The sequence below is a fragment of the Streptomyces amakusaensis genome (assembly GCF_039532665.1).
GTDB classification, from domain to species: Bacteria; Actinomycetota; Actinomycetes; order Streptomycetales; family Streptomycetaceae; genus Streptomyces; species Streptomyces amakusaensis.
Genome location: NZ_BAAASB010000026.1, coordinates 69,455 through 84,604, shown reverse-complemented (window position 1 = coordinate 84,604; position 15,150 = coordinate 69,455). Strand labels below are relative to the sequence as shown.

17 protein-coding genes are annotated in these 15,150 nt (G+C 70.2%); 7 read left to right on the top strand and 10 right to left on the bottom strand.

The features are described from left to right. Positions 1 to 129: 129 nt before the first annotated feature. Positions 130 to 783 (bottom strand): MerR family transcriptional regulator, encoded by a 654-nt coding sequence (locus tag ABD371_RS32155; RefSeq protein ID WP_344484959.1) that lies wholly within the window; start codon positions 781 to 783, stop codon positions 130 to 132. Positions 784 to 934: 151 nt separating this feature from the next. Here ABD371_RS32155 and ABD371_RS32150 point away from each other — a divergent pair, with 151 nt between their 5' ends. Next, the gene (locus ABD371_RS32150; protein ID WP_344484956.1) at positions 935 to 1,303 is read left to right on the top strand and encodes an SH3 domain-containing protein; all 369 of its coding nucleotides are present in this window, start codon (positions 935 to 937) and stop codon (positions 1,301 to 1,303) included. Positions 1,304 to 1,320: 17 nt separating this feature from the next. On the opposite strand, the gene ABD371_RS32145 is transcribed toward ABD371_RS32150, so the two are convergent. From ABD371_RS32145 to ABD371_RS32120, 6 genes are all read right to left on the bottom strand, one after another. Continuing rightward, the gene (locus ABD371_RS32145; protein ID WP_344484953.1) at positions 1,321 to 2,769 is read right to left on the bottom strand and encodes a type IV secretory system conjugative DNA transfer family protein; all 1,449 of its coding nucleotides are present in this window, start codon (positions 2,767 to 2,769) and stop codon (positions 1,321 to 1,323) included. Position 2,770: 1 nt separating this feature from the next. After that, entirely contained in the window at positions 2,771 to 4,183 is a 1,413-nt protein-coding gene (locus ABD371_RS32140; protein WP_344484950.1) for an ATP-binding protein, read from the bottom strand. A 14-nt stretch (positions 4,184 to 4,197) separates the two neighbouring features. After that, positions 4,198 to 5,760: an SCO6880 family protein gene (locus ABD371_RS32135; RefSeq protein WP_344484947.1), complete on the bottom strand. Its 1,563-nt coding sequence runs from the start codon at positions 5,758 to 5,760 to the stop codon at positions 4,198 to 4,200. Further along, positions 5,757 to 7,115 (bottom strand): hypothetical protein, encoded by a 1,359-nt coding sequence (locus ABD371_RS32130; RefSeq protein ID WP_344484944.1) that lies wholly within the window; start codon positions 7,113 to 7,115, stop codon positions 5,757 to 5,759. Before ABD371_RS32130 ends, ABD371_RS32135 begins: the two co-directional genes overlap by 4 nt. Beyond that, on the bottom strand, positions 7,105 to 7,968 hold the full coding sequence (locus ABD371_RS32125; protein ID WP_344484941.1) for a hypothetical protein: 864 nt from the start codon (positions 7,966 to 7,968) through the stop codon (positions 7,105 to 7,107). The genes ABD371_RS32130 and ABD371_RS32125 overlap by 11 nt, the downstream gene beginning before the upstream one ends. A gap of 219 nt (positions 7,969 to 8,187) precedes the next feature. After that, positions 8,188 to 8,496, bottom strand: a complete 309-nt coding sequence (locus ABD371_RS32120; RefSeq protein WP_153482055.1) for a hypothetical protein — start codon at positions 8,494 to 8,496, stop codon at positions 8,188 to 8,190. Positions 8,497 to 8,837: 341 nt separating this feature from the next. Between ABD371_RS32120 and ABD371_RS32115 the strand changes: the two genes are divergently transcribed. From ABD371_RS32115 to ABD371_RS32105, 3 genes are all read left to right on the top strand, one after another. Next, positions 8,838 to 9,689, top strand: coding sequence for an SAM-dependent methyltransferase (locus tag ABD371_RS32115; RefSeq protein WP_344484980.1), 852 nt, complete (start codon positions 8,838 to 8,840; stop codon positions 9,687 to 9,689). Positions 9,690 to 9,841: 152 nt separating this feature from the next. Beyond that, complete coding sequence (locus ABD371_RS32110; RefSeq protein WP_381735275.1) at positions 9,842 to 10,819, top strand: C40 family peptidase; 978 nt, start codon at positions 9,842 to 9,844, stop codon at positions 10,817 to 10,819. A 292-nt stretch (positions 10,820 to 11,111) separates the two neighbouring features. Beyond that, on the top strand, positions 11,112 to 11,867 hold the full coding sequence (locus ABD371_RS32105; protein WP_344484974.1) for a phosphatase PAP2 family protein: 756 nt from the start codon (positions 11,112 to 11,114) through the stop codon (positions 11,865 to 11,867). A gap of 107 nt (positions 11,868 to 11,974) precedes the next feature. On the opposite strand, the gene ABD371_RS32100 is transcribed toward ABD371_RS32105, so the two are convergent. Both ABD371_RS32100 and ABD371_RS32095 read right to left on the bottom strand, forming a co-directional pair. Continuing rightward, positions 11,975 to 12,238, bottom strand: coding sequence for a hypothetical protein (locus tag ABD371_RS32100; protein ID WP_344484932.1), 264 nt, complete (start codon positions 12,236 to 12,238; stop codon positions 11,975 to 11,977). A 152-nt stretch (positions 12,239 to 12,390) separates the two neighbouring features. Next, positions 12,391 to 12,576 carry a hypothetical protein gene (locus ABD371_RS32095; protein ID WP_344484929.1) on the bottom strand — a complete coding sequence of 62 codons (186 nt, stop codon included), beginning with the start codon at positions 12,574 to 12,576 and terminating at the stop codon, positions 12,391 to 12,393. Between the two features lie 125 nt (positions 12,577 to 12,701). On the opposite strand from ABD371_RS32095, the gene ABD371_RS32090 reads away from it, so the two are divergent. Both ABD371_RS32090 and ABD371_RS32085 read left to right on the top strand, forming a co-directional pair. Then, entirely contained in the window at positions 12,702 to 13,565 is an 864-nt protein-coding gene (locus tag ABD371_RS32090; protein ID WP_344484926.1) for an SCO4651 family lipoprotein, read from the top strand. 77 nt (positions 13,566 to 13,642) lie between these two features. Then, on the top strand, positions 13,643 to 13,861 hold the full coding sequence (locus tag ABD371_RS32085; protein ID WP_344484923.1) for a hypothetical protein: 219 nt from the start codon (positions 13,643 to 13,645) through the stop codon (positions 13,859 to 13,861). A 56-nt stretch (positions 13,862 to 13,917) separates the two neighbouring features. Here the strand turns inward: ABD371_RS32085 and ABD371_RS32080 are convergent, their stop codons facing one another. Beyond that, a complete protein-coding gene (locus tag ABD371_RS32080) occupies positions 13,918 to 14,286 on the bottom strand; it encodes a metal-sensitive transcriptional regulator (RefSeq protein WP_344484920.1) in 369 nt (122 codons plus the stop codon). 239 nt (positions 14,287 to 14,525) lie between these two features. Here ABD371_RS32080 and ABD371_RS32075 point away from each other — a divergent pair, with 239 nt between their 5' ends. Beyond that, entirely contained in the window at positions 14,526 to 15,146 is a 621-nt protein-coding gene (locus ABD371_RS32075; protein ID WP_190126444.1) for a DUF47 domain-containing protein, read from the top strand. Positions 15,147 to 15,150: the final 4 nt, after the last annotated feature.

Here is a 15,150-nt window from a genome sequence, read left to right as displayed (position 1 = left end):
AGCCTTTCAGCGCCGATGGTACTGCAGGGGGGACCCTGTGGGAGAGTAGGACGCCGCCGAACAATTTTTAGCCTCAGTCCCCGGACACATTGTGTCCGGGGACTGAGGCATTTTTGCGTTCAAGACCTTTTATTCAGCCGTTTCGGCCGTGACGACGGCGACCTGTTGCCAGTACCGGTCGGGCTCGGACATGACGGCCCGGAGATCGGGACGGGCGGCAAGGGCGTGGAGTTCGCCGTAGGCCAGCACCTTGCGGGGTGAGGGGCGGCGCGGGGGCGCGGGTGCGGCGTACGAGACGATCAGGTCGATCAGCCGGCCCGACAGAGAACCGGGCAGTGACCGCTTCCAGGCCCCTATCAGCTCGGCGTGCGCCTGCGGTGGCCGCTGCACTCGGGCGAGCATCTCCAGCCTGCGCAGCTGCTCGGCACCGGCGGATTCGTACAGGGCCTGCCAGGTGGCCCTGCGCCATCTCAGCTCGAACAGCAGATCCTCGGCCCGGTCCTGCTCCGCGGATGCCAGCTCCCCGAGGGACACCTCCCCGCGAAGGACCTGGGTGATGGTGGCGATCGGCTGGCCCAGGCTGCGTAATCGTCTGATCAGACGGAGGCGTTCCAGGGCGTCGGGCCCGTAACGCCGATGCCCGCCGGGGCTTCGGCCCGCCTCGGGCAGCAGCTTGATATCGGTGTAGTACCGAACGGTCTTCACCGGCAGCCGGCTGCGCGCGGCCAGTTCACCGATGCTCCACTCGCCCTGTGGAGTGAAGTGCGTCACATTGTGTCGCATGCTCTTGAACCTCCCGTGTGAGGGAGGTTTTACGGTAGGAGCCGCCGGCGGGACGGTGAAGGCAAGTACCGGCCGCTTGGGGCCGCCGTCCGGCCGGGAAACATGGATCGATCGTCAACCGATCTTCAACCGTTCTCCGGAAGGGAGAGCCATGGCGAAGAAACGGACACGCTTACTGGCCGCCGTTCTGCCGATGATCGCGGCTGCGGGCCTGGTGACGGCCGCGGCACCCGCGCAGTCGGCCACGTCTGCGTCGGGGCCGCTCGGATGCAGTCACTCCTGGTCCAACAAGGACTCCGACTACGGATACGTCACTTCGGGGTCACCGCTCCGCCCGGGGCCGCACTCGAACTGCGGCACCAGGGCGACCATCTACCCCAGTGAGCTGCTCTACTACCACTGCTCCATCGTGAATGAGTCGGGCAACGGCTGGACCCATGTCCGTCTCAGCGGCACGGACATCCAGGGCTGGATGTACAACGGCAATCTGGATGACGGCGGTTCCCGAGACCGCTGTTGATCGGGTCTGGCTGACGCTCAGCCGGTCAGAGGCTCTGACCAGCGGGCGCGGGCCTGTTCGGCGGAGCGGAGCAGGACCAGCGTGGGCAGGCCCTGCTCCGCTCCGTTCGCCAGCAGCTCCGGAAGCCGGGGAAGCGGAGCCACAGCTGCGACATCGTCCAGAACGAGCGTCATTGGTGGGTCGAGCCGGCCGGCGGATGACCGTGCGGCCATGCGGCGGCCGTGCTCGACCACGTCTGCTGCCAGTGCGGTGAGCAATGGCATCGCTCCGGGGCGGGATCTGGGGTCCTCTATGGGTTCACCCACCAGATAGAGGGTTCCCCCTTCGTTCGCAAATGATTCCAAGGTGAGGGAATCAGTTCGGTTGGGGGTGCATGCCTCGCGGATATGGATCGAGGAGAGGCCGGACAGCGCCCCGGCCACCAGCTCCTGGGCGATCTCCCGGCGTTCGGGGTGGGCGGTGAGCGCCGATTCCAGCAGCCCGGCGAGGCCGCCGGCGGCCTTGGGGTGCGTACGGAGGATGCGTACCGCCTCTTGAGCGCTGCCGCCCTGGGCCCAGCGGTGGACCTGTTTGACGCCTCGGCCGTCCACGGCGGCGGCGTGCAGCCAGCAGCGCAGCAGGGTCTCGGCGGTGTCGGCCATGACGGCGTCCAGGAGGGCGCGCGGCCGGACGGGGGCGAGGAGTGCGGTGGCGCGGGCCGCCGCCGTATCGGCGTCCTCGCAGCGGGAGACGGGGGACCAGTGGAGCCGGGCGGGGGTGTCGCAGAGGTGGCCGGGGTCGTAGACGAGGACCGGGCCGAGCTTGGCCCGGACGTCCTTCGTCTCGGCCCAGACCATCGGGTCGGAGGTGACGACGACGGCGGGGCCCTCGGCGTCCAGTACGGCCTGGAGCGCGGCCGGGCGGCGGACGGCGGGGTCGCCGTAGAGGACGCGCGGGGCGCGCTGGGCCGGAACCGGAACCGGAACCGGGATCGGGGGGTCGGGCGCGGGCGCGGGCGCGGCGGCGGGCACCGGGATCGCCTCGACGGCGGGCTCGGGGTGGTGTGGCCCAGGGGCGGCGGCGGGGCTCTCGCGGAGGCGGAGGCGATCGGCCCGGCGGGACTCCCGCAGGGCCTTCCAGCGGGCCAGGGTGCCCAGCAGGAAGACCGCCAGGACCAGCAGCACCATCAGCTGACTGATCGCCAGCCCCCAGAACAGCCCGTACCCCGAGAGCTCCCCCGCAGGGGTGTCCGGCCAGGCGGCGGGCAGCTCCTGTGGCGCGGTGACCAGGGAGCGTACCGCCTGCGGGGCGTTCTTGAAGGTGACGCCCGAGGGCCAGGAACCGTGCGCGAGCAGGCCGGAGAGGCCGGTCGCCGTCCAGGTCAGCAGCAGGGAGCTGACACCGAGGCCGAGCAGCCCCAGCAGCATGCCGTCCGGGACGCCTCCCGACCTCTCCCGTTCATGGCGGCGCGGCTGGGACGGGTGCATCTCACGCCACCGTCGACTCGGAGGACTCGTCGAGCTTGTGACGCTCGATCAGGGAAGCGCGCTGTTCCGCCTCCCACTCCGCGGCTTCCAGGTCTTCGGAGAGCACGGAGCCCGATGACTCCGTCATGGCCCGGTCGGTGAAGACCAGGGGGCGTTCCGCCTCGGTGATCAGGTGTTTGACGACCTGCACATTGCCGTTGACGTCCCAGACGGCGATACCGGGGGTGAGGGTCGGGATGATCTCGACCGCCCAGCGGGGCAGCCCGAGGACGAGGCCGGTGGCGCGTGCCTCGTCCGCCTTCTGGGCGTAGATCGTCCGGGTGGAGGCCATTTTCAGGATCGCCGCCGCCTCTCGTGCCGCCGCTCCGTCGACGACGTCGGAGAGATGGTGGACGACGGCGACGAAGGAGAGGCCGAGGCGCCGGCCGAACTTCAGCAGCCGCTGGAAGAGCTGGGCGACAAAGGGCGAGTTGATGATGTGCCAGGCCTCCTCGACCAGGAAGATGCGCTTCTTCCGGTCGGGGCGGATCCAGGTGTGCTCCAGCCAGACGCCGACGATGGCCATCAGGATGGGCATCGCGATGGAGTTGCGGTCGATGTGGGAGAGGTCGAAGACGATCAGCGGCGCGTCGAGGTCGATGCCGACCGTCGTCGGGCCGTCGAACATGCCTCTCAGGTCACCGTCGACCAGCCGGTCCAGTACCAGCGCGACATCGAGGCCCCAGGCCCGTACATCGTCTATGTCGACGTTCATCGCCTCGGCGGACTCGGCCTCCGGGTGGCGGAGCTGTTCCACGATGTCGGTGAGGACCGGCTGGCGGTGGGTGATGGTCGTGTTGACATAGGCGTGGGCGACCTTGAGGGCGAAGCCGGCCCGTTCGTCGAGGCCGTGGCCCATGGCGACTTCGATGATGGTGCGGAGCAGCGCGAGCTGGCCGGTGGTGGTGATCGCGGGGTCGAGCGGGTTGAGCCGGATGCCGCCGTCGAGGGCGGTCATCGGGTCGAGCCGGATGGGGGTTATCCCCAGCTCCTGCGCGATGAGGTTCCACTCGCCGACGCCGTCCTCGCCCTGTGCGTCGAGGACGACGACCTGGCGGTCGCGGAAGCGCAGCTGGCGCAGTACGTAGGTCTTCTCCAGCGCCGACTTGCCGTTGCCGGACTCGCCGAGCACCAGCCAGTGGGGGGCGGGCAACTGCTGTCCGTACAGCTGGAACGGGTCGTAGATGTATCCCTTGCCGCTGTAGACCTCCCGGCCGATGATCACGCCGGAGTCGCCGAGGCCCGGTGCCGCGGTGGGCAGATAGACGGCCTGCGCCTGCCCGGTGGAGGTGCGCACGGGCAGCCGGGTGGTCTCCACCTTTCCGAAGACGAAGGAGGTGAACGCCTCGGTGAGGACGGACAGCGGATCTCGCATCAGGATCAGGGCCCCTAACGGCGGATGCCGGTCGCGAACGGCAGGGTGTTCACAAAGGCCCGGTGGTGCTCGCGGTCGCACCACTCCAGTTTCAGGTACGACTTGCCGGCCGATGCCCTGATCGTCCGCTTGTCCCTGGCCAGGGCCTCGGGCGAACGGGACGACACCGTGATGTACCCGACGAGGTTGACGCCCGCCGCACCGCTGGCGAGATCTTCACCCCGCTGGTCGAGCCGTCCGTGCGCGGCGATGTCGCGCGGGTCGACCGTGCGGTTCATCTTGGCGGCGCGGCTGGCGTCGGCCTCGTCGTTGGTCTTCTCGGTGAGCATGCGCTCGATGGCGACCTCGGTGGGTTCCAGGTCCATGGTGACCGCGACCGTGCGGATCACATCGGGGGTGTGGACGAGGAGCGGGGCGAGGAAGTTGACGCCGACCGGGGTCATCGGCCACTCCTTCACCCAGGCGGTGGAGTGGCACCAGGGCGCGCGGGTGGACGATTCGCGGGTCTTGGCCTGGAGGTAGGTGGGCTCCATGGCGTCCAGCTCGGCGGGCCAGGCGTTGCGCTTGGTCATCGCCTGGATGTGGTCGATGGGGTGGTCGGGGTCGTACATGGAGTGGACGAGGGAGGCCAGCCGGCCCTGGCCGAGCGGCTGGCGGACCCGGATGTCGGCCTCGGCGAGCCGGGCGCAGATGTCGGTCAGCTCGCGGGCCATGACGACGGCGAGTCCGGCGTCCTTGTCGAGCCTGCGGGCCTTGGTGCCGGCGGCGGCGCGGGCGGCGCGGGCCATGGCGTTGGCCTCGGCGGCGAGTTCGCGGGTGTAGTGCATGCAGGCCACGAGGTAGGCGCGGTGCTGCTCGCTGGAGGTGGAGACCATCGACTGGAGCTGGTCGTAGGACTCGCGCAGCCAGGGCGGGGAGTGGGTGTCGCCGCGCTGGGCGACGTCCTTGGCGTGGGCGTCGGGGTCGGCCGGGAGGGTGCGGGCGAGCATCTGGATGCGGGTCACGAAGCCGTCGCCGTTGGCGACGTGCTTGAGGAGGGTGCCGAAGCGGTCGACCAGGGCCTCCTGGTCCTCGCTGTCGCGCAGTCCGACGCCGGGGCCCTCGATCTCGATGGCGGCGGTGACGGTGCGGCGGTCGGCGTGCAGGAGTACGGCGATCTCGTCGGGGCCGAAGGGGGCGGCGAGCCAGCTGATCCGGCCGATGCCGGGCGGCGGGCCGACTTCGACCTCACGGCCGTCGAGCGCGGTGCCGGCCTCGGCGGCGGAGGAGCGGTAGGCGGTCTTGTTGCCGCGCACGCTGCGTTTGAAGCTGCGGTTGATCTCGAACCATTTGTAGAAGGTGCGGTTTTTGTACGGGACGTAGACGGCGGCGAGCGCGAGCATGGGGAAGCCCATCAGCAGCACGATCCGCAGGGTGAGCACGGGGACGATGAGGCCGCTCATCATGCCGAGGAACGCGCCGGCGATGATCAGGGCGATTTCGCCGGTCTCGCGGTTCTTGCCGATGATCGCGTTCGGCCGGGCGCGGCCGATGAGATACGTCCGGCGGGGTGCGATGGGATGGGACTGGGTCGTCAACGCCCGCCACCTCCTGTGCTCTTGCGGTTGCTGTGCGGGGTGTTGGTGGTGGGCGCGCCGCTACGGGGTGGTGGCGCGCTGCCGCCGGCGGCCGGGCCCGATCCTGCGGTGGAGGGGGTTCCGGTGGGGCGGGAGCTGTGGGCGGCGACGCCTCCGCCGATGGGGTTGGCGGGGCGGGCGGCGGAGCCTGAGCTTCCGCTGTCGCCTCCGCCGCCGGCGTTCCCCCGGGAGCTGTGGGTCTTGATGCCCTGGGAGACGAGGGCGGCGGGGGAGCTGATGACCGCGGCGGCGCGGTTCTCGACGCCGCCCTGGACGCGGTTGTTGCGGGAGGCGACGATCTCGTCGCCGAAGCCGGGGACGAAGCGGTAGATCATCCCGGAGGCGATGATGGCGAGGATGATGATGGCGAGGCCGGAGACGATCGCGCCGATGGAGTCGGTCTTCTCGGAGTTGGTGAGGGCTCCGGCGAGGCCGAGGACGATGGCGATGATCGGTTTGACCAGGATGATCGCGATCATGATGCCGGCCCAGCGGCGGACGTTGCCCCACATGTTCTTGTCGACGAGTCCGGAGTAGACGACGACGCCGAGGAGCGCGCCCACGTACAGGACGATGGCGCGGATGAAGAGTTCGAGGTAGAGCACGCCGGCCGCGACGATGGTGACGAGCGAGACGACGATCTGCATGATCGGGCCGCCGCCGATGTCGTTGCCCTGTTTGAGGGCGGCGGAGAAGTTCCCGAAGAACTGGTCGGTCTGGTCGCCGGTGCCGCCGGTGATGACCTCGGTGACTCCGTCGGTGGCGGAGACCAGGGTGTAGAGGATCAGCGGGGTGAAGGCGGAGGCGAGGACAGCCAGCCAGAGGAAGCCGATGGCCTCGGTGAGGGCGGTGGTGAGGGGGACGCCGCGGATGGCTCGCTTGGCGACGGCGAGGAGCCAGAGGAGGAGGGTGAGGACGGTGGTGGCGGCGAAGACGATGGCGTACTGGGAGAGGAAGGTGGTGTTGGTGAAGTCGACGGTGGCCGTGGACTTCACCGCCTTGGAGAGGGTGTCGACGGTCCACGAGGCGGCGTCGGTGCAGGCGCGGCCGAGGGCGCCGAGGGGGTCGGCGGCGCTGGTGGGGTCGAGGGAGTCGCTGGAGCCTCCGCTGCCGCCGCCGTTCTCGCCGCGCTCGCAGAGGTCCTGTGCGGCGCCGGGCACGATGCTGCACGGGTCACTGCTGGAACTCGGGCTCGGCGAGGGTGACGGCGAGGGCGTGGGCGCCGCCGTCGCCCGGGAGGCGAAGAGGACGATCGACGCCGGGACGGCGGTCAGGGTGGCGAGGACCCTGGTGCGAAGGTGGCCACTACCGGGCATAGGTGAAGCCTCCGTATCCCGCTACAGCACTGGCGATCTCGTCTGCGGAGGACGCGCGATTGTCCCCGTAGACCGGTGTCGGTCCCTCTTTCTGGGTCGATGAGACGATCTTCCAGTCGTTGTCGACCCAGCGGAGCTTCTGGGTGAGCGTGAACCAGTTCTCGGTCACCGGCTTGACGGAGGACGGTCCCGCCAGGCCGATGAGCCCCGTGCACCACACTTCCACGGTCACCGCGCCGCCCTTCTGTTCCGTCACCGAGGTGCCGACGGGGACGGTGCGGGAGATGAAGGAGAGCCCCTTGGGCGCGGTGCCGTCCTCCTCCAGGCCGACGCCGGCCAGGAATCCGGGGGAGTACGCCTTGTCCAGGTCCGCCAGCAGACGCTCGACCGTGGTGGGGTCGTGCACGGTTCGTACGATGTTCTGCCGGGTGGCCGCCTTGAACATCCCGTCGGAGCCCAGGGCCACGGCGTAGTTCGCGGCCGCGCTCTGGGCGCCCTGTTCGGTTTTGGGGTGGCCGGTGGGGATGGATTGGGGGTGGCCCTGGACGGGTTTGACGCCGGTGGGGGCGGTGGGGTGGGTGCCGGGGCGGTTGGCGGCGGAGTCGGGGGTGGAGGCGGTGGTGTCGGGGTTGTCGCCGCGGTTGGCGAAGGCGATGGCGGCGATGAGCAGGACGACGACGCCCACCACGGTGATGAGGGAGCGGGAGCCGCGGGCCGGGCGGCGTGGGCCGCCGTGGGCGTCGGTGTCGGCGGTGCCGGGCAGACGGGTGCGGGTCTGGCCCGTACCGCCGAAGCCGTCGTCGCCGCGGCCGCCCGGATCGCTGCGGTAGCCGTGGTCGTCCCCGAGGCTCATCTTGCGTACTTCCCCTCGCTCCGCTGGGGGAGACGCCCTCCCTCAACCAGGTGCGCACCCGTGCCGTGTGACACGGAGTCATACGACGACGGTAGCCGCGCTGAGGTCCGCGCGGGCGCGGTGTGGTGACTCGACATCGGGGAGACGCAACCTCTGAGGGTGGGCCGGGCACACGGGGAGCTGGGGAAAGGGGGCGAGGGAGCGGTGGCGGGAGTGGGGTCAGACGGCCATCCCGTACACGATGGTGAAGACGGTTCCCAGGGAGCCGATGATGAAGACGCCGGTCAGACCGGCGACGATCAGGCCCTTGCCCTGTTCCGCGCTGAAGGTGTCGCGCAGTGCCGTCGCGCCGATGCGCTGCTTGGCCGCGCCCCAGATCGCGATGCCGAGGCAGAGCAGGATGGCCACGGCCATCACTACCTCGATCATCACCCGGGCCTCGTTGCCCAGGCCTCCGAAAGGCCCCCAATTTGGAGCGATTCCGCCGATGATGGTGGTGATATCGCCCTTTTCGGCTGCCAGGATCATGTGTAACTCACCGCCCCTGTCGGGTTGTTAGCCGCCCGTGCCCCTCGGCATGGGCCATCCCTCTATCTTCGCTGATGAAACCGCCCTCGTATGCCGACTTGGCGGGTCTCTTTGGACGATCTCCGCACGTATGACCGATGCCACCGTCCTGAGCTGCGGAGAACCGGATCGGAGCGCCTCGTCGAGCCCTTACCGTCACTCTGTGTATCACGGAGAGTGACTCCGGGCAATGACTGTCGTTGTTCCACCTTTGGGGCGCTCCTCACGTTTCGGACGCGCTCTGTCCCCTTTGATGCCGGGGTGGTCACAACGTCCTCTCGGAGGGTGCCCACTTGGGTACGGTGTGCCGCGTGACCGGACACGAGGACATCCGCGGGCGGATCGACACCACACGCCCTCATACCGCCCGCATCTGGAACTACTGGCTGGGCGGCAAGGACAACTACCCCGTCGACCGGGAGGCGGGCGACCGGATCCGGTCGATCCACCCGGGGATAGGGGAGTACGCGAGGGCCGACCGCCTCTTTCTGGGGCGGGCCGTGCACCAGCTGGCCGCGCACGCGGGCATACGGCAGTTCCTCGACATAGGCACCGGCCTGCCCAGCGCCGACAACACGCATGAGGTCGCCCAGCGCATCTCGCCGGACGCCCGGATCGTGTACGTCGACAACGACCCGCTCGTCCTCACCCACGCCCGGGCGCTGCTCACCAGCACCCCCGAGGGCCGCACCGACTACCTCGACGCCGATCTGGCCGACGCGGACGCCATCCTGGAGCGCGCGGCCCGGACGCTCGACCTCTCCGAGCCCGTGGCGCTGATGCTGCTCGGTGTGGTGATCTTCATAGAGGACCACGAGGCCTCGTACGAGGTGGTGCGGCGGCTCATGGCCGAGCTGCCGGCCGGCAGCCATCTGGTGCTCTCGCACACGATCACCAGCCCCTCGATGCCGGACGTCGACGCGGCGGTCGCCTTCTGGAACGAGCACGGCACCCCCCGGCTCACCCAGCGCACACCCCGTCAGGTCGAGCGGTACTTCGACGGCCTGGAACTGCTCGACCCCGGAGTGGTCTCCTGCTCCCGCTGGCTGCCGCCCTGCGGCTTCGACGCGGACACGGGCCCCGGCTCCGGTGTTGACGCGGACGGTCTCCCCGACGAGGTCGCGATGTTCGGCGGCGTGGCCGGAAAGCCCTAGGGACGCCTCGTCGAATCCCCGTTCTGCCCCCTTCGTCCACCTCCGTAATCGACCTTCCCCCACCTACACTGACGCCAGGTGGCGTACTCCCCACGGGTGAAGGGCGGTTGACGGTGCGTAAGGCGTGGCTGATCGCGGGTGTGTCCGCGGGGATGGCCCTGGCGTTCGTCGCGCTGCTGGTGATCGGGACCTTCTCCGCCGCCGCCGGGCTCTTCGGCGGCGTCGACGGGAAGAACAGGGCGCTCGGGCTCGCCAAGGGCGCGGTTCCCGCGCGCTATCAGGCGCTGGTCCAGAAGTGGGGCAATCTCTGCCCGGAGCTCACGCCCGCGCTGCTCGCCGCCCAGCTCTACCAGGAGAGCGGCTGGAACCCGCGTGCGCAGAGCCACGCCGCCGCGCAGGGCATCGCGCAGTTCATCCCCGGCACCTGGGCCACCCACGGCATCGACGGGGACGGCGACGGGGACCGGGACGTCTGGGACCCGGCGGACGCGATTCCGTCCGCCGCCAGCTACGACTGCGCGATGGCCAAGTATGTGAGCAAGGCCCCCGGCGACCCCACCAGCAACATGCTCGCCGCGTACAACGCGGGCCCGTACGCCGTCATCAAGTACGGGGGCGTCCCCCCGTACAAGGAGACGCAGAACTATGTGAAGGTCATCCAGACGCTGGAGAAGAGCTTCGCGAGGCCCGTCGGCCGGGTGGACCCCTCACGGCAGGCGGCCGGTGCGATCGAGTTCGCGCAGAAGCAGCTCGGCACCAAATACCTCTGGGGCGGAAACGGCACCCCCGAGCAGGGCGGGCGCTTCGACTGCTCCGGGCTGACCCAGGCCTCGTACCGGACCGTGGACATCGAGCTGCCCCGGGTGGCCAACGATCAGTACAACGCCGGGCCGCACCCCTCCCGCGAGGAGCTGCTCCCCGGCGATCTGGTCTTCTTCTCGGACGATCTCACCAACTCCCGGGCCATTCGCCACGTCGGCATCTATGTCGGCGGCGGATATATGATCAACGCTCCCCGTCCCGGGGCCGTGATCCGCTTCGACAAGATCGACACCCCGGACTACTTCGGGGCCACCCGGGTCACCGAGGAAGGCGCGAAATCGCTTCCCACGCTGCCCCCGGAGGCCTGACAGGGCTTGTCCGGCCCGGCCGGGGAAGCCACTGCCGGGCCATGGTCCCGGACGGCGGCGACGGATCTCCACAGCTCTCCACAGGCTCCACGGGTCTCCTCGGATCTCTCTTCGATAACGTCCTGGTGAGCGTTGGGTGGAGAGTGGAACGCCGTGGGGGAGCGGGCCGTTCCCTGGACGGAGCGGCCGTGCCGGGCCCGTGCCCGGCCGGCGCGGACGGACACCGACACCGACGCCGAGCAGTTCAGGTCGACACAGAGGCAAGGGGCCGCAGCAGATGGCTGGACTCGCAATGGGGATCCCCCTCGCGGAGCCAAGGACGGGGCTTTCCCTCGCGCAGGCGGGCGGGGGGTCGGGCGCCGACCTCAATCTGCTCTACGACATCAACGGCCTGTCCAAAGCCGCCCCGCCGTGGTTCGACCGCATCATGGGGTTCGTCGGCGAGTACGGAATCATGTTCGGGCTCGCCGTCGTCGGGCTCTGGGCCTGGTGGAGCGTACGCCGGCTGGGCACCGCCGAGGACTCGACCGCCGCCGTCACGGGGCTGGTCTGGGCGCCGCTCGCCGCCGCCGTCGCCGTGGTGGTCAACATCCCCATCCGGGGCTTCGTGGAGCGGCCGAGACCGTTCGTGGACCACAAGGGCCTGGAGGTCCTGGTCGCGGGCAAGACGGACTACTCCTTCGTCAGCGATCACTCGACCATGGCCATGGCGCTCGCGGTCGGCATCTTCCTCGCCCACCGCAGGCTCGGCTTCGCCGCGCTCGGCCTCGCGCTCGCCGAGGGCTTCCTCCGCGTCTACATGGGCGTCCACTACCCCACCGACGTCATCGGCGGCTTCGCCCTCGGTACGGCTGTCACGCTGCTCCTCGCGCCCCTCGCGATGGCACTGCTGACCCCCGTGGTGTCGGCGATCGCCGGGTCCAAGGTCGGCGGCGTCCTCGTACGGGCCAAGCGCCCGCGGTCCGGCCGGAACGGCGAGCGGGCCGGGGCGCTGGGCATGTCCGGGCCGAGGGGCAAGGGCGCGGGCGAGAGGGATCTCGCCGCCTGAGCCCACACCGGGACCTCCGAGCCCGTCCGTGTCACTCCTCCCGAGTGACCGGGCGGGCTCACTGCCGTACAGGGCGGGGCAGGGCCCGGTGCCCGGGGCCGGATCCGTCAGCGGCGGTTGTTGCGGCTGCGCCGCTGATGCCGGCGGACTATCAGGACGGTGGCGGCAGCGGCCATCGCCCCGGTGCCGGCGACGGAGAGCGAACTCTCGATCGGACCTTCCGGCTTCGCCGCCGCGGGCAGCTGTGCGGCAGCCACCTCTGCGGCGGTCGCCGCCCCGCCGAGGGGCAGGGCGAGTACGAGTACGGCGGCGGAGGCGAGAACGGCTATTCGGCCGCCGCGGCGCGCGGAGCGGCTCGGGGATCGCTTCATGGCAGGACGTCCTTGGGTCGGCCGGAGTGCGGCCGTCGGAGGCGGATCGGTGTTCCGGTGAACACCCCTTGTGGACAAGGGCACCGCCGCCGGGGTCCCACGGCCATCCGGACGCCTCCGTACGGGGCCGTCCGGCGGCCCGATCCGCCCGTTCAGCCCTCCGGGAGGGTCCCGCCCTCCGGGGAGTGCGCCCGCGCGTCCGAGCGCGCCCGCTCACGGGACCGCCGGGCCGGGCCCGACCAGCCGCAGGAGCAGCGGGCCACGGCGAAGGATCCGCGCTCGGCGGTGTCGGTGCGATGAAGCGCCCCGGCGGGGGCCGGAAGGTCTGACGGAAGCACACCTCCACGGTACTGGGACCGTGCGGGCCGCACGCATCCGCGTGACGGCGGGCCCCGGTTCTCGTTAGGCGGGGCGGGCGGAGGTCTCTGGGAAGCAGCGGTCCGGTGTTGGGGGTTGGCAGGCGATGGTGGCGCAGCAGCACAGGCGTAAGGGCGGGACGGTCGCCCTGGCCGCGGTACTGGGAGCGATGGCGGTCGGCGGGTGCTCCGCCGGGGTGAGCGGTCCGGCCGACGGCAGGCCGCGGCTCGACACCGTCCAGGGCCAGGCGGGGCAGGTGGCGGACGGTCGCTCGGACGAGGTCCGCACGGCCGCCGACAGGCTCATCGCGGCGGGCAGCGCCCGTACCCGTACCTCGATGGAGACGGCGGCCGGCGGCACCCGGGTGACGATCCGGGGCGAGGGGGGTTACGACTTCACCCGCCGCGAGGGCCGTCTCACCGTGGTCCTGCCCAAGGACCCGGCGGGCATGGAGGCCCGCCGTCCGGTCACCGAGCTGATGACTCCCGGCGCGCTGTACATGAAGAACCGGGGGGCGGGGGTCCCCGCCGACAAATGGGTACGGGTCGACACCACCACGCTGGAGGACGGGAACCTGGTCACCGGGGGCGCGACCGATCCGCTGGCCGCCGCCGAGCTGCTGCGCAGCGCGCGGAACGTGGTCTACCTCGGGGAGGAGACCCTCGACGGCGCGACCGTGCGCCACTACCGGGGCGACGCCGACATCGCGCGGGCGGCCCTGGCCGCCGAACCGCATGCCCGTGCCTCGCTCGCGGCGGCGGCGAAAGGGTTCGCCAGGGACGCCGTCCCGTTCGAGGCGTACCTCGACGAGCGGGGGCGGCTGCGCAAGGTGCTCCACCGCTTCACCTTCACCAACGGCGGGGGCACGGTCGAGGTCGCGTCGACCACCCTGCTGTACGACTTCGGGGCTCCGGTCGTCGTACGCCTGCCCGACCGCCGGGACATTTACGCCGGAAAGATCAGGGGCTAAATGGTCCGGACGTGCCATGCGCGGTCGGTTCGTCACTCCCTACGCTAGGGATACCGGTACCGGCAGGAAGAGGTGACATGCACGTGGCTGCGCCCAGTACGACATTGGTACAGGACCACGTGGCCCTCGCCGAGATCGAGCTGTGCGGCGATCTGATCATCGCGGCGTCGGCGGCGGACGGGGAGCGGCTCAGCTTCGACCGTATCGACGAGGTGCTGAAGGTGGCCGCCGAGCGGTCCGCCCGGCAGGCCGGGCGGGGTCAGGCGCAGCAGGTCCGGCGGGCCCGGCAGGGCTGAGTGGGGGTGGCCGGGGCGGTGGTGCGCCCCGGCCCTTCCTCGGGCGGGGACGGACCTCAGGTGCGCAGAAGGCGGGCGATGGCCTTGGTGGCCTCCTCGACCTTGGCGTCGATCTCGGTGCCGCCCTTGACCGCCGCGTCGGCGACGCAGTGGCGCAGGTGCTCCTCCAGCAGCTGGAGCGCGAAGGACTGGAGCGCCTTGGTGGACGCGGAGACCTGGGTGAGTATGTCGATGCAGTAGACGTCCTCGTCGACCATCCGCTGGAGGCCCCGGATCTGGCCCTCGATCCGGCGGAGCCGCTTGAGGTGCTCGTCCTTCTGGTGGTGGTAGCCGTGGATGCCCTGGTCGTGGTCGGTGACCGGGCAGTCCGCCGGTGCGGCGGCGGTGTCCGCGACCGGGGGGCCGGCCGCCTCGGTGGTCGTCATCGGTTCCTCCCGTTGTCCTGCGTTCTGTGTCCGAAAATGATCTGCTGACAAACCAAGGCTGTATACCCCTCGTGGGTATATGGTACCGAACGGCCGGGGAAAGGGGTCTTCCGCGCGCCCGAGGGTCCCCCGCCCGTCCCCCGCCGCGATGGGCGACACTGAGGAACACCGGTTGGCCGTGGCCGGATGAATGCGCCTAGCATCAGCCTGTCCGAACCCAGAGCACCCGAGGACCCCACGTGCGATTTCGTCTGACCCCCAGGGAGACGAGCTTCTACGACATGTTCGCCGCGTCCGCGGACAACATCGTCACGGGCTCCAAGCTCCTGATGGAACTGCTCGGGGCCGATGCCTCCGGGCGGGCCGAGATCGCGGAACGGATGCGGGCGGCGGAGCACGCGGGCGACGACGCCACCCATGCCATTTTCCACCAGCTGAACTCCTCGTTCATCACGCCGTTCGACCGCGAGGACATCTACCGGCTGGCCTCCTCCCTCGACGACATCATGGACTTCATGGAGGAGGCCGTCGACCTCGTCGTGCTCTACCAGGTCGAGGAGCTGCCCAAGGGGGTCGAGCAGCAGATCGAGGTGCTGGCCCGCGCGGCCGAGCTGACGGCCGAGGCGATGCCGCATCTGCGGACGATGGAGCATCTGACCGAGTACTGGATCGAGGTCAACCGGCTGGAGAACCAGGCGGACCAGATCCACCGCCGGCTGCTCGCGACCCTCTTCAATGGTAAGTACGACGCGATCGAGGTGTTGAAGCTCAAGCAGATCGTGGATGTGCTGGAAGAGGCCGCCGACGCCTTCGAGCACGTGGCGAACACCGTGGAGACCATCGCGGTCAAGGAGTCCTGACCCT